The sequence below is a fragment of the Hypericibacter sp. genome (genome assembly GCF_050729195.1).
Taxonomy (GTDB): domain Bacteria; phylum Pseudomonadota; class Alphaproteobacteria; order Dongiales; family Dongiaceae; genus Hypericibacter.
In genome coordinates this window covers 26,251-40,482 of record NZ_JBOHKS010000305.1, presented here as the reverse complement: position 1 = coordinate 40,482, position 14,232 = coordinate 26,251, and the positions used below count along the sequence as shown (strand labels likewise).

Below are 14,232 nucleotides of genomic sequence, written 5' to 3'. Positions count from 1 at the left end.
GGATAGCACCCTGCAGATAGAAGGCGTCGCTATAGCCCATGATCGAGGCCTCCTGATGTACGTCGCGGCCGATGGCGACGACGGCGTCCTGCCAGGCGGTGGCGCGATCGGAAATGCCATGGCTGAGGAAATACCGGGTCAGCTCCGCCAGGCGCTGGCGCGTGGCGGGATCGAACAGCGAGACCGAGCTGGTGATGATCTCCGAGTGGAATTTCTCGCGGTTGGTCAGGAAGGTCTGCAGCAGGGCGATGCCGATGGCGCCGCCGAGATTGCGGGTCATGTTGAAGATGGCCGAGGCCGACCCGGCGAACTCGCGCTCGATCCCGGCGACGGCGATCGCGGAGAGGGGTGCCAGCGAGATGGCCTGGCCGACCGCGCGCACGATATTAGGCAGCAGCAGCTCCGGGCCGGCGACGTCGGTGGTCAGATGGATGTTGATGAAGTTGCTGCCGGCAAAGAGGGCCAGCCCGATCCCGACCAGCAGCCGGGCATCGATCCATTTGGTGAGCTTCGGCACCAGGGGGATCAGGAGCAGCTGCGGCAGCCCGACCCAGGCCAGGACCTCGCCGATCTGCTCCGCATTGTAGCCCTGCATCTGCGACAGATAGAGCGACAGCACGAACACCGATCCGTAGAGCACCATGCCGACCAGCATGGTGGCGAGCGTCGCCAGCCCGAAATTGCGCCGCAGCAGCAGGCGCAGATTGAGCAGCGGCTTCTTGACGGTGAGCTCGATCCAGAGGAAGGCCGAGAGCGCGACGGCGGCGATCACCGAGAGCCGGAGGATGAAGGGGGATCCGAACCAGTCGTCCTTGTTGCCCTCCTCGAGCACGGTCTGGAGCGCGCCCAGCCCGATCGCCATTGTGATGACGCCGAGCCAGTCGCCCTGCTTCAGAAGCCCGAGCTGCATCGGTTCGCGTTCGAGCGAGAACCAGAGCATCGCCAGCATCACGACGCCCGGAACCAGATTGACGTAGAAGATGTAGTGCCAGCCGAAATTCTCGTTGAGATAGCCGCCGATGGTGGGGCCGATCGCCGGTGCGAACACGGCCGAGACGGCGAATAGCGCCATGCCGATCGGCTGTTTCGAGCGCGGCAGCATGGTGATGATGATGGTGAAGGCCATCGGGATCAGCACGCCGCCGGCAAAGCCCTGGAGTGCCCGCAGCACGATCATCTGGCCCAGATTCTGCGCCATGGCGCAGGCGGCCGAGAACAGCAGGAACAGGAAGGTGTTGGTCAGCAGATAGGTGCGGGTCGAGAAGACCCGCGAGAGCCAGCCGCTGAGCGGAATGACGATGATCTCGCTGATCAGATAGGCGGTGGAGATCCAGCCGCCATCGTCGATGCCGGCGCCGATGGCGCCCTGGACGTCGGCGAGCGCGGAGTTCACGACCTGGATGTTGAGCACGGCCAGGAAGGCGCCGAGCGCCGAGCCGATGACGGCGAGCCAGGTCTTGGTCGTGACCTTCGGCTCCGCATTCTCGTTGCTGGCGGATTTGGGCAGAGGGGTCGCCGGCAGCATCCGGCGCAAGGGCGGAAGGGATTCGACAGCTGACATGGCAAGGGTTCCGACGCCCGAGCCGGTCAGGGCTCGGCCACCTGTTGTTCGGTTCGCTCGGCGACCTGGGTCCTGGACTGGGCCTCGGCCATCACGGTCGCCTTGGTGTCGATCGAGGCTTCGACCGACATGCCGACACGCAACAGGCCGACCATCGGATCGTTGGTATCGAGCACGATCTTCACCGGGATGCGCTGAACGATCTTGGTGAAATTGCCGGTCGCATTGTCGGGCGGGAGCAGGCTGAATTCGAGGCCGCTAGCCGGCGCCAGGCTGTCGATGCGGCCATGGATGACGGCGCCGGGGAAACTGTCGACCTCGATCGTCGCCGGCTGCCCGTCGCGCATTTCGGTCAGCTGGGTCTCCTTGAAGTTGGCCACGACAAAGGTGGTCTGCAGCGGCACCAGCGCCATGAGCTGGGTGCCGGCCTGAACATACTGCCCCGTGCGCAGGCTGCGCGCGCCGACCACGCCGTCGATGGGCGCGGTGATCGTGGTGTAGGAGAGATTGAGCGTCGCCTGCTGCGCGACCGCCTGGTTGTGGGCGAGCTGGGCCTCGGCCTCGCTGCGCTGGGTCTTCAGGACCTCGATCTGCTTCTGGGTGGCGACGAGCGCCGCGCGGTCATGCTGCAGCAGGGCCGTCTGCTGCTGCAGATCGGCGTTCGCCAGCTGGGCCCGCTGCACCGTGCCGTACCCGGTCTTCATCAGGTCCTGATAGCGCGAATGATCCTGCTTGGCGAAAGTGACCCCGGCCTCGGCCGAGGTGATGTCGGCGGTTGCCTGGTCGACGGTGGCCTCCTGCAGGGCGAGCTGTGCATCGATGTTGCGGATCGAGGCTTCGGCCGCCTCGACATCCGCCTGAGCCTGGGCGAGTGCGGTGCTGAAATCGCGGTCGTCGATCTTCGCCAGCACCTGGCCCGTCTTGACAGGCTGGTTGTCGTCCACCATGACCTCGGCGATGTAGCCCGAGATTTTCGGCGCGATGATGGTGTAGTCCGCCTGTACATAGGCGTCGTTGGTGCTCTCGAGGAAGCGACCGGAGGTCCAATAGCCGTAGCCATAGACCCCGCCCGCGACCAGGATCGCCGCCGCCCCGACGCCGAGGGCGCCGCGACGGGCCAGGCGCTTGAGTGACGGTTTTGTCATCTTCATGGTCATCACCATTCGGGGCAGGGCGCCGGGGCGGGACCGGCCGCGGCACCGTGCCGGCGCTGTCCCACCACCCAGCTCATCCGGGCCAGCAGGCAGCGCAGCGCCGATTCCTTCACATGGTCGCCCGACATCACCAGCTTGGTGGCCGGGTCTTCCAGCAGCTCATCCAGGGACGGTTCGGTGCTCCAGTCGCTCATGACAATCTCCCTGACGTTCCCGTAATTTGGTAAATTCGCTACGGTACGTATCTAAACAGGAAATGCGGCGAAACAAGGCGGGGCAGCCTTGCAAAAAACGCAACGCACCGTATCCTATTTAAGGAGCGTGAGGAGAAGGAGACCATTGATGTCGAATCTCGCCGAAGACCGCGGGCCCGGCCGCCCGCGCTGTCAGGACACGCGCCAGTCCATCCTTCGCGCCGCCTACGAGATGTTCGAGGAGGGCGAAGACCAGCCTTTCACCATCGAGGCCGTGGCCCGGCGCTCGGGCGCCGCCAAGACCACGATCTATCGCTGGTGGCCGAGCAAGGGGGCGCTCGCGATCGAGGCCTTCCTCGCGATCGCCGAGAAGCGCAGCGGCTTTCCTGAAAGCGGCTCGGCGATTGCCGATCTGAGGACACAGGTGAAGCTGCTGGCGAGGCTGCTGCGCGGCCGGGCGGGGCGGCTCGTGGCCGGCATCATCGCCGAGGCGCAGAACGATCCGGAGACGAAGAAGGCCTTCATCGAGGGCTATCTGAAACCGAGACGGCTGTCGGCGGCCCGGCTGATCGAGCGCGGCATGGCCAATGGCGAGCTGCGCCCCGGGCTCGATGTGGAGACGGTCTGCGACGCGCTTTATGGCCCGCTCTATCTGCGGCTCATTCTGAAGAACGGGCTGGGCGACGATGGCGCGATCAATCAGCTCGTCGATATCGTTCTCGACGGGATCCGGGTCGCGCCGGCCCGGCAATAGCTCCAGGAGGGGGCTGGGAGCCGTTCGCTCGCAGCCTCATTGTACCAGGACATGGCTCGACGAGGGCCGGCCCCCGCTCTGGCGGCGGGAGGGTGATTCTCACTACACTCCGGCACCGGTCCCACCTGCTCGAAGTGTCCCATGATCCCCGTCACCCTGCCAGCCTGGATCTACGCCAATGACGAGTTCTTCGCGCTCGAGCGCGAGGCGATCTTCCTCAAGACCTGGCATCTGGCCGGCCATGTGAACGAGCTGAAGCAGCCGGGCGACTTCCTGCGCTTCGACCTGCTGGGCGAAAGCGCCATCGTGCTGCGCGACAAGCAGGGCCGGCTGCAGGCCTTCCACAATGTCTGCCGCCATCGCGCCTTCCGGCTGCTCGAGGGCGACAGCGGCAATTGCGGGCGCGCGGTGCGCTGCCGCTATCACGGTTTCCTCTACGATCTCGACGGCCGCCTGATGGGCGTGCCGAGCGAGGACAGCTTCCCGGGCCTCGACAAAGGCGAGTTCGGCCTGCGGCCGGTCGAGATGGAAATCTTCTTAGGCCTGGTCTTCATCCGCTTCGGTGGCGACGGCCCCTCGATCGCCGAGCAGTTCGAGCCCTATCGCGAGGCGCTGGGTTTCTATCGCATCGCCGAGATGGAACCGATGGGTGCGCACAGCCATACGCCCATCGCCGCCGACTGGAAGGTTGCGGTCGAGAACAACTCCGAGGCCTATCACGTGCCGGTGGGTCATCCGGGCCTGCAACGGCTCTATGGATCGACCTATCGCTATGAGGTGAAGCCGCTCGGCGTCTCCCATGGCGGCGGCCGCCTGATCGATCGCCCTTCGCCCAGCTGGAGCGAGCGCCATTACCTGAAGCTGCTGCCGCCGGTCGAGCATCTGCCGGAGGATCGCCGGCGCGCCTGGCTCTATTACAGCATGTTTCCCAGCCTCGCCTTCGACGTCTATCCCGACCAGATCGACTATTTCCAGATCCTGCCGCTGTCGCCGGGTCGCTGTGTCGCGCGCTCGCGGGCCTATGCCGTGCCGGATGCGCGGCGCGAAATGAAAGCGGCGCGCTGGCTCAATCAGCGAATCAACCGTTTGGTCGGCGCCGAGGACAAGGGTCTGGTCGAAGGCGTCCAGGCGGGTCTGAACTCCAGCGGCTATCGCAGCGGGATCCTCTCGGCCAAGGAGGTCCGGGTGCAGCAGTTCCAGTCCCTGATCCGGGCGGCGATCCCGGTCGCGGGCCAGGAAACGGCGCCCGAGGCCGGCAGCGTCGTGCGGCGCAACCGCGAGCTCAAAGCCGCACAGGTTTTGCGTGAATCGCGCTCGGAAATGTCTGTTTCTGCGTGAATTCGGCGCAACCCCGCGCGCCTTAATCGGCCATTCACCTTCCTGGCGTTGGATCGGTTCCGCGGGCGCCGATAAGGGCTCCCGCAACAGGACCGGTGCGCTCTGCCGGCTGTCCGACCACCAGGCCGCGCGAGGACCATGGCACGTCTCTGGGGTAACATCGCCTCGATGTTCGGGATCGGCGGGCAGCCCGCGACGGCTGGCGCCCAGCCGCCGGGCGAGGCTGCGCCAGTGGACCCGACGCCGGCCCCGGGCGATCCGGCCCCGAGCCCGAATCAAGCCGCCGCCGGCGATGCCGCGGCCACGCTCGAAACCCACACGCGCGTCGAATTCGGCCAGCGTCTGACCACGCTCGCGAGCTATGGCAGCGCCATTTCTGCCGGCCGGGTGAAGCTGATCAATCTCGACGAGCTGAAGCGGGAATTCGGCCCGCGCTGGCATGAGATCGCCGACCGCGTGGCGGTCACGATCGCGTCGGTCCTGAAGAACCGGCTGGGTCCGCGCGACGCCTTCATCCGGCTCGACGAAGCGCATTTCGTGCTGCTGTTCGGCACGCATGACGGCGCGCGCGCGGCCGCGATCTGCAGCCTGATCGCTGCCGAGATCAAGCAGAAACTCTTCGGCGTCGAGCGCGATCTGGGGACAATGAAGCTGGCCACCGCCACGGTGCAGGTCGATGGCAGCGTGGCACTCGATCCGATCGATCCGCTGGCGACCCTGACCTCGATGCTGGATGCGGCCCCGGCGGTGACGGAACATGGCGATGCCAGGGAGGCGGCCGCGCCGAAGGGCAAGCCCGATCCCGAATGGCGCGAGGTGCGATTGCCGCGCGACCTCGCTGCGGGCGACGGACCGCGCAGCGTCCCGATCAGGATCAGCCCGCGCGCGCTCAACGATCTCATCAAGACGTTGGGTGCCGCGGTCGGCGATTGGCAACAGACGGGGACGTGCGCCGAGCACATGATCTTCGATGGGGCCGAGATGCAGCGCCAGATCGCCGAGAGCGCCCGCCGCCAGGAAACGCTGCGCCAGATCGAGGCCGCGGCCAGCGGCATGACCGTTCCGGTCGCCAGGGCCGGCGGCACGCCCGACGGGTCGGAGCGCGACCTGATCGTCTCGCAGCTTCGCGGCGCCAATTTCCGCTATCAGCCGATCTGGCATCGCGAGACCCAGGCGATCACCTCCTATGGTCTCAATCTTCGATTCCTGGTGGGCGATGCCCAGCTTTCGGTGAACGAGCTCATGGATTGGGAGAGCGACCCCGAGGTGGTGGTCGCGGTCGATCTGCTGGTGGCGAAGAAGGCGCTGGCCGATCTGGCATCCATGCTGCGCCAGGGCACCAAGGCGATCCTCTCCTTGCCGATCCATCGCGCGGTCCTGGATCTGCCGGTTGCCCGCGCGCAATTGCTGGCGCTGCTCACGGCAGCACCCGTGCCGATGCGCCAGCTCATCCTGCTCGACATCCTCGATGCCTATGCCGGCGACTGGGCCATGCTGCCAGCTCTGGTCGCCGGTCTCAGGCGCGCGAGCCGCGAGGTGGTGTTGCGGCTGCCGCTCGATCACACCGACTTCAGCCGCGTGCTGGCGGCCGGCGGCCGCACGGTCGGCGGCGATCTGCGCGAGCATGCCTGGCCGCATGCACGGGCGATGCGGGGCCTCGCTGAATTCGGCAAGGCCGCCCGCTCGGCCGGCCTCAAATGCTATGTGCTGGGGATCAACACGCAGCCGCTTGCCATCGGCGCCATCGCGGCCGGATTCGATTTTCTGGCGGGCCACGCCGTGTCGCCGGAGATTCCCGAGCCGGTCGGCGTTGTGCCGCTCGACGCAGCCCACGTCTCCCGCGGCGCGTCGGCCAATCGCAGCCTCAAGCGCTGACACTGCTTATTGGCGCGCGGCCGCCCCACCAACCCCGCGCGCGCCGAACGGCTATTCCGCGGCGGCGGCCGTCTTGCGCATCGCCTCGCGCGGCAGGCGCACCGGGAAGCGCTGGCGGATCGAATCGTCGACCGCCGTCGAGATATGCGCCGGATAATGGTTCGAGAGGATCTGCCGGGTCTTGCGGATCGCGCGATCGACGATCCCCGGGCGGCCCTGCTCGACCCATTCCTTGGGCGTGGTGCGGTCGCCGACCAGCGGATAGACATATTCCGTCTGCATCAGCCGCAAGGTCTGATCGGCGCCAAGATAATGGCCCGGGCCTTCGAGGCAGGTCTGGCGGATGGTCTCCATCGCGATCGATTCGTCGGTGACCTCGATGCCTTTGATGGTGCGCTGGACGGCGCCGATGATGTCGTTGTCGATCAGCAGGCTCTCGAGGCAATAGCCGAGCAGGCTGGCATGCATGCCGGCCGACTCATAAATCAGATTGGCGCCGGCATTGCCGACCAGCGCGTGGTTGTAGGCCTTCTCATAGCCGGCCTGCGCATCGGGCACCTTGGAGTCCGTCATGCCCGAGGCCGTGCCGGCGGTCAGGTCGTAGAACTGGCCCATCTGGGCAGCACCCGCCGAGAGCAGCGCCTGTTCCGGGCTGCCGCCCGACATGGCGCCGGTGCGCAGATCCGAGACGAAGCACCAGGTGCCGAAGATCGCGGGCGCGCCCGGCTTGATCGCGTTGACATAGACGAGACCCGCCAGGACCTCGGCCACTTCCTGCACGATGGCACCGGCGAGCGAGGCGGGCGCCGTCGCGCCGGCCTGGCCGGCCGAGAGCAGCAGCACCGGCATGCCGCCGCGCACGGCGACCTCGAGGCAGCGGCAGGCATCGGCCGCGAACTTCAGCGGCGGAACGACGAAGCAGTTCGACTGGCTGACGAAGGGGCGCTCGCGCCACTTGTCTTCGCCGCCCGCGATCGAATGCAGCATCTGCAGCGAGGCTTCGAGCTGCTCGGGTGCCACCCAGCTGGTGCCGACATGTTTGGTGGTGCCGAAGACGCTGGCGTAGCAGGTGTTGAAATCCATCTCGAAGGGATCGGTCAGCTCGCGGCAGACGATCGCGCGCTGGAAGAAATGGATATGGTCCAGCGTGTCGACGATGCGGGCGACGTCGTAGAGGTCCTTGGTGGTGGACTCGCGATATTCGCCGGTGATCGGATCGACCATATGCACAGCCGCACCCGCCGTGCCGAAATAGACCTTGCTGCCCCAGGGCTCCATGTCGTAGCGCGGATCCTGCGCATAGAGCGGAAACTTGCGCGCGGCTTTGGCGACCGTGTCTTCGATGAGCGCGCGCGGAAAAGTCAGGCGGCCATTGCTGTTGAGCTTGGCGCCGGCCTTGGTCATGACCTCGATGCCGCTCGGGATCGGGTCGGCCATGCCGATATTCTCGAGCACGTCGAGGGCCGCGTGATGGATCTTCTGGATGTCGGCATCGGTCAGCGGTTTGTAGCGGCCGCCTTCGAGGCCCGGCCAGACCGGACGCTGATTGTCCGCCAGAGGTGCCGCCCGCATCGCGCGCCGCGCCTCGCGTCCGCCGCGCCGTCCCGCTCTCGATTCCGTCTCGCTCATGATCGCTCTCTCGCTCCTGGGGCGGCGGGCCCCCCGAGTTCCCTCGAGACCCGCGCAAACATAAAGGGCAGCCCGAAACCGGGGTGCCCTTGTCAGATGATCGTTCCGCTCTGTTTCAGTCGTGGCGGTTCCAAGCCTTGGAAAAGCCCGATCCGCGGGGCCAGCCTCGCAACTGACGGGATCATGAAGCTTTGCGCGGAGGGCGACAAACGACTAAAGTTCCCTCTTAGGCCAAGACTGGCTAATAGGTCAATTATTCATGGCTAAAAAACTACCACCGCTCAATTGGTTACGGACTTTCGAGGCAGCCGCCACGACCATGAGCTTCACCGCGGCGGCGCGCGAGCTGGGGATCACCCAGTCGGCCGTGAGCCAGCAGGTCCGGCTGCTGGAAAGCCACCTCGGACGGCCCCTGTTCCATCGCCTGCCGCGCGGCTTGCGCCTGACCGAGGCGGGCGACGCGCTGCTCCCCCTGCTGGGCGATGCCTTCACCCAGATCGCCAATGGCACGGCCGAGATCTTCGGCGATCTCGCCCGGGTCCGGCTGATGGTGCGCGCCACCACCAGCTTCGCCGCGCTCTGGCTGGTGCCGCGCCTCCCACGCTTTCGCGCGCGCCATCCGGATATCGAGTTCCGGCTGACCAGCTCGATCTGGGCGGTGGACTATCCCGATCCCGCGGTCGATCTCGAGATCCGTTATGGGACGGGCCGCTGGTCGGGGCTGAAATCCGACCGGCTCACCTGGGACGAGCTCTTCCCCGTCTGCAGCCCGGATTGGGCACAAGGCCCGCAGCAGATGAAGCGGCTCGAGGATCTGGGCCGCCGCACCCTGCTCCATGTGTTCGGCTTTCGCGACGGCTGGCCGGAATGGCTCGCCAGGGCGGGCCTCACCGACAAGATCGACGGCGCCAGCGGGCTCGAGTTCGATCTGGGATTGGCGGCGCTCGATCTCGCCGAGCGCGGTGTCGGCGTGGCGCTGGGCCGGACCTGCTATGCGGCCGAACGCATCGCCGCCGGCCGGCTGATCGTGCCGTTCGACATCACGCTTCCGACCGACGAGGCCTTCTATCTGGTCTCGGCCGAAGGCCGTCCCTCGACCGCGGCCGCGGTCGCCTTCCGGACCTGGGTGCTGGAAGAAGCCGCGACGGCGCGCCGTCAGGGCTGATCCTCGTCCAGTTCCTGGCGATCGGTATCGTGGCGGCCCTGCTTGAGTTCTTCGCGGGCTCGCGCGGCGAGCGAGGCATAACGCTTGCGCAGCCGTGACAGCTCATCTTCGTTCAGCTCCTCGAGATCGAGCAGCGCGTTATGAGCGCCTTCGACCGCGCGGATCAGCTCGTCGAGCTTGAGCTGGACCGCGTGTGAGTCGCGGTTCTGCGTGTTCTGAATGAGGAACACCATCAGGAAGGTGATGATGGTGGTGCCGGTGTTGATGACCAGTTGCCATGTATCGGACCAGGCAAAGACCGGCCCCGTGACGGCCCAGACGAGGATGACGAGGACCGCGGTCATGAAGGCCGAAGGATGGCCAGAGGCCCGGGCGGTCCAATTGGCGAAGCTGCTGAAGCGGCTGTTGCGATATTGCATGGGACCGGGCCTCCTGGGCGCGGGATGACGATCAGACCGGGGGTTTGAGCTCCGGAAGATCGATGGGTGCCGGCTTCAAGCCGGCGCAATGGCGCCGCCACATGACGCGATAGGCCGTCTCGAGCTTGCGCGCGAACCCGTCGGTATCGAAGAGCGGCGTCGTCAGGCGATTGCCGGCGAGCTTGGCCCTGAGTGCCGCGAGGGCGCTGGCATCGCGACCGTAGCGCAGCACGATCTCGCGATATTGGTCGAGGTCACGGGCGACGAGCTCCGGCAATCCCACCGCATGTAGCAGGCTGGCCGAGACGCGCGCCGGGAAATAAGCGCCCTCGAGCGTCACCACCGGGACCCCCGCCCAGAGCGCGTCGCTGGTGGTGGTGTGGCCATTGACGATGCGCGGATCGAGCGCCAGATCGGCGAGGCCGATCCGGCGCAGATGGCGCTGCGTGGTGGCGCGATCGGCGAAGATGAGCCGCGCCGGATCGAGGCCGCGCGCGGCGGCCTCTTTCTTGAGGTTCGGCTCGATGCCGTCATTGCCGCGCCAGAGCCACAGCACGGCGTCCGGCAGGGCCCGCAGCAACTCCATCCAGATCCCGAACATGACCGGCTCGATCTTGTAGCCCTGATTGAAGCTCGCCAGCACCAGCGCCTTCTCCGGCAGGCCCTGGGCGGCGCGGCTGGTCGCCTCGGCCCAGATCGGACGTTCCCGGTCATTGACCTGATAGGAACCGGGCAGACGGACGATCTGTTCCGCGAAATAGGACTGCGCCGCGGCCGGCGTGACGACCGCATCGCCCAGCACGTAATCGAAGAAGCGCGCGCCGGTGGTGCCGGGAAACCCCAGCCAGGTCGCCTGCAGGGGCGCCGGCCGCAGCGCCGGGATCTCGAGCCGCGCGCCGCTGGTCCAGCCCTTGAGATCGACCAGGATGTCGATGCCGTCCTTGGCGATCGCCTGTGCCGCGCTGCCGGGGTCGAGCGCCGAGAGGTCGCGGAAATGATCGGGCTCGCTCTGCGCGTTATTCCGATAGTCGCTGCCGTCATCGGCATTGGTGGCATAGGCGAAGACTTCGATCTGCGCCCGGTCATGCCGGCGCATCAGGCCGCGCATCAATTGCATCGTGGCATGGGCGGAGAAATCGCCGGAGAGATACCCGACCCGGATCCGGCCCTCGGGCCCGGGCCGCGTGACGGCCGGGAATTTTTGCCGATAGGGCGCCATGCGCCGCTCCATCGCCTCCGCCCAGGAGCGCGCCACAGCCGCGCAGATCTCGGGCTCTTCGGCGAAGGCCAGGATGGCAAAGGGCGTGATGCCCAGGCGCTGCCCCTTCGCCAGGGCGCGGCTCACCTGCACCCGCAATCGCGACTTGATCTCGGCGAGCCGGCCCCAGTCGCAGACATAGGCGAGCTCGAGCGCATAGGCGGCGGTCGTGGTCTCGTCGTTGGGATCCACCGCCAGCGCGCGGCGGTAAAACTCGATCGCCTGCGACAGCTTGCGCTCGGCGCGCAGGATGTTGCCGAGCAGCCGATACGCATCGCGCTGGTTGGGATCGCGCTCGATCGCGGCCTGCAGCGGCGCCACGGCCTCGGTGGCGCGTCCCAGCGGCATCAAGGCGCCGCCGCGGGCCGTGAGGGCCGGCGGATAACCGGGATTGAGGGCGAGCGCACGATCGGCAAAGGCCAGCGCCTCGGCCAGACGTCCTTCCTGGCGCGAGAGGCGCGACCGTTCGACCAGCGCGTCGATATCATTGGGGTCGCGCTCGATCGCGGAATCGAGCAGGCGTTCGGCCTCGTCCTCGCGTTCGAGATCGATCAGAAGCCCGCCCAGCCGGGCCGCGATCACCGGATGATCGGGCTGTTCGGCGCGCACCGCCTCGAAGCTTTCGAGCGCCGCCGCGCGGTCGCCCTTGGCGGCCTGGACCACGCCGCGCTGCAGCCGCGCCTCGACATAGGTCGGATCGCAGACCAGCGTCTGATCCAACGCGGTGATGGCCTGGTCGTAGCGGCGCGATTGATGGAGGGGCACTGCCTTGGTGACGAGATCCAGCGCATCGGCGGCACGGGACGGGATCGCGTTTTCATCGAAGCGGGTGTGTGCCTTGCCGTCCTCGCCGATGGTGACGGCGATGGCGGCGGGCCCCAGGCCGCGGCGATGGCGCTCCATCATCGCGCCGTAAGCGCCCTCGAGCCCGCGCGCGAAGCGCTGGCTGTCGAAGAGCGGCATGGTCGAGCGATAGGCCGCCAGCCTCGCCCGTAGCCCCGCGAGCTTGCCCGGATCGCGCGCCAGGCTCAGCGCCAGCTCGCGATAGCCGGCGAGGCTGCTCGTCACCAGCTCGGGCAGGCCGATCCCGCGCAGCAGGCTGGCCGAGACGCGGCTGGCGAAATGGCGACCCTCGAGCGCGATCACCGGCAATCCGGCCCAGAGCGCATCGCTGGTCGTGGTGTGGCCGTTATAGATCCGCGTGTCGAGCGCCAGGTCGGCCAGTTGCAGCCGGCGCAGATGCTGTTCCTTGGGCAGGCGCGCCCCGAAATGCAGGCGCGCCGGATCGACGCCGCGTGCCGCGGCTTCGCGCCGGAGATTCTCTTCGATGATGTCGTTCGGCTGCCAGAGCCAGAGGCGGGCCTGCGGCAGCGCCGTCAGGATCTCCATCCAGAGCCCGAACATGACGGGCTCGATCTTGAAGCCCTGGTTGAAGGAGCAGAAGATGAAGGCGTCGTCGGGCAGTCCCACGGCGCTGCGCGAGGCGGGCTCAGAGGCGATCGCGCGCGCATCGTCATTCGGCTGGTAACTGTCCGGCAGCCACACCAGATGCTCGCTGAAATAGCGCGCATCGGCCGGTGGTGCCACGGTGCGATCGACCAGCGCGTAATCGTGATAGCGGCTGCCCAGCGTGCCGGGATAACCGAGCCATGCAGCCTGGATCGGTGCCGGACGGAGGGCTGGAATCTCGAGGCGTGTCCAGGAGGTATGGCCGGTGAGATCGACCAGGATGTCGACCTCATCGGCGACGATCCGCTCCGCCGCACGGCGATGATCCATGGCGCTGATATCGATGAAGGCATCCGCGGCTTGGCGGATGCGCTCGCGCATCGCGCTCGTATCCTCCGAGCCATAGGCATAGGCATGGACCCGGACGGCCTGCCGGTCATGGCGTTCGAGGCAGCGGACCATGAGCTGCGCCACGGCATGATCGCGGAAATCCCGCGACAGATAGCCGACGGTGATCGGTCCCTCGCCACGGGGCGGGCGGGTCAGGACGAGGGGCGCGCCGGCCCGCCGTTCGGCGGCCCGCGCCGGAAGGACCGCGACGCGAAGCGCAGCGCCCGGATCATCGTCATAACCGATCAGGGAGAAGGGCGCCTCGTAGAGAGGACGTCCCGTCATCAGCGCATTCGCCCGCTGGCGCTGCACTTGTCGGCGCAAGGGCCCCAGCTCGCGCCAGTCGCAGGCCTGGTCCATCTGATGCAGGATGCGCGCCGACACCATGTCGTTGCCGGGCTCGAGCTTCACCGCTTCGCGCGCGGCAGCCAGCGCATTGGTGAGCTCCCCTTTCAGCCAGTAGGCGCCGGCGAGATCGCTGAAGGTGAGGGCCTTGGGTTCGAGCTCGGCCGATCGCTTGAGGAGGGCGACCGCGGAGGGCACCCGCGCCAGCGCCAGGAGCACCAGGGCCTTCTGGCGCAGCGCCTCCGCATGATCGGGATTGCGCTGCAGCAGCCGGTCGATCGCGCTGACTGCCTCCTCATGACGGCCGAGCTCGCGCAGGGCCGAGGCGAAATTGATGATGGTGGTCGGGCCGAACGGATTGCGTGCGGCGGCGCGTTCCAGCGCCGGCAGCGCTTCCGCGAGACGGCCCTGGGCCGCCAGCAGCGAGCCCAGATTATGCTGCGCCTCGTCATGGTTGGGATTGATCGCGATGACGCGCCGCGCCATCGCCACCGCCGCCTCGACATCGCCCCGGCCCGCGGCCATGACGCTCGAAAGATGCAGCGCCTCGACGTCGTCGGGCGTCTGGGCCAGGATCGCCTCGCAGATCGCCTTGGCCTCGGCGCGCTTGCCCGCCTGGAAGGCGGCCACCGCCGCCGCCAGCGCCGTGCTGTCGCCTGGCTTTGCCGTTGGCGCTGCGGGGCGCTCGGTCTCAGCCATGA

10 protein-coding genes are annotated in these 14,232 nt (G+C 67.3%); 4 read left to right on the top strand and 6 right to left on the bottom strand.

All coding sequences use genetic code 11. The annotated features are described in order from the left end of the window. From ACREE8_RS24990 to ACREE8_RS24980, 3 genes are all read right to left on the bottom strand, one after another. Positions 1 to 1,561, bottom strand: a 1,561-nt coding sequence (locus ACREE8_RS24990; RefSeq protein ID WP_431575736.1) for an MDR family MFS transporter, incomplete at its 3' end; no start/stop codon positions are given. Positions 1,562 to 1,587: 26 nt separating this feature from the next. After that, positions 1,588 to 2,712, bottom strand: a complete 1,125-nt coding sequence (locus ACREE8_RS24985; RefSeq protein ID WP_431575735.1) for an HlyD family secretion protein — start codon at positions 2,710 to 2,712, stop codon at positions 1,588 to 1,590. Between the two features lie 5 nt (positions 2,713 to 2,717). Beyond that, positions 2,718 to 2,909 (bottom strand): hypothetical protein, encoded by a 192-nt coding sequence (locus ACREE8_RS24980; RefSeq protein ID WP_431575734.1) that lies wholly within the window; start codon positions 2,907 to 2,909, stop codon positions 2,718 to 2,720. Positions 2,910 to 3,057: 148 nt separating this feature from the next. Here ACREE8_RS24980 and ACREE8_RS24975 point away from each other — a divergent pair, with 148 nt between their 5' ends. The 3 genes from ACREE8_RS24975 to ACREE8_RS24965 all read left to right on the top strand — a co-directional run bounded on the left by ACREE8_RS24975 (position 3,058) and on the right by ACREE8_RS24965 (position 6,876). After that, positions 3,058 to 3,663: a TetR/AcrR family transcriptional regulator gene (locus ACREE8_RS24975; RefSeq protein WP_431575733.1), complete on the top strand. Its 606-nt coding sequence runs from the start codon at positions 3,058 to 3,060 to the stop codon at positions 3,661 to 3,663. A gap of 141 nt (positions 3,664 to 3,804) precedes the next feature. Then, positions 3,805 to 5,001, top strand: a complete 1,197-nt coding sequence (locus tag ACREE8_RS24970) for an aromatic ring-hydroxylating oxygenase subunit alpha (RefSeq protein ID WP_431575732.1) — start codon at positions 3,805 to 3,807, stop codon at positions 4,999 to 5,001. A 138-nt stretch (positions 5,002 to 5,139) separates the two neighbouring features. After that, positions 5,140 to 6,876: a hypothetical protein gene (locus ACREE8_RS24965; protein ID WP_431575731.1), complete on the top strand. Its 1,737-nt coding sequence runs from the start codon at positions 5,140 to 5,142 to the stop codon at positions 6,874 to 6,876. A gap of 51 nt (positions 6,877 to 6,927) precedes the next feature. Here ACREE8_RS24965 and ACREE8_RS24960 read toward each other — a convergent pair whose 3' ends face one another. Beyond that, the gene (locus ACREE8_RS24960) at positions 6,928 to 8,505 is read right to left on the bottom strand and encodes a trimethylamine methyltransferase family protein (protein ID WP_431575730.1); all 1,578 of its coding nucleotides are present in this window, start codon (positions 8,503 to 8,505) and stop codon (positions 6,928 to 6,930) included. Between the two features lie 259 nt (positions 8,506 to 8,764). Between ACREE8_RS24960 and gcvA the strand changes: the two genes are divergently transcribed. After that, positions 8,765 to 9,670 (top strand): transcriptional regulator GcvA, encoded by a 906-nt coding sequence (gene gcvA, locus ACREE8_RS24955; RefSeq protein ID WP_431575729.1) that lies wholly within the window; start codon positions 8,765 to 8,767, stop codon positions 9,668 to 9,670. On the opposite strand, the gene ACREE8_RS24950 is transcribed toward gcvA, so the two are convergent. Continuing rightward, a complete protein-coding gene (locus ACREE8_RS24950) occupies positions 9,661 to 10,089 on the bottom strand; it encodes a low affinity iron permease family protein (RefSeq protein WP_431575728.1) in 429 nt (142 codons plus the stop codon). The two genes, gcvA and ACREE8_RS24950, sit on opposite strands and share 10 nt — an antisense overlap. 31 nt (positions 10,090 to 10,120) lie before the next feature. Further along, positions 10,121 to 14,230, bottom strand: coding sequence for a tetratricopeptide repeat protein (locus ACREE8_RS24945; protein WP_431575727.1), 4,110 nt, complete (start codon positions 14,228 to 14,230; stop codon positions 10,121 to 10,123). Positions 14,231 to 14,232 lie beyond the last annotated feature (2 nt).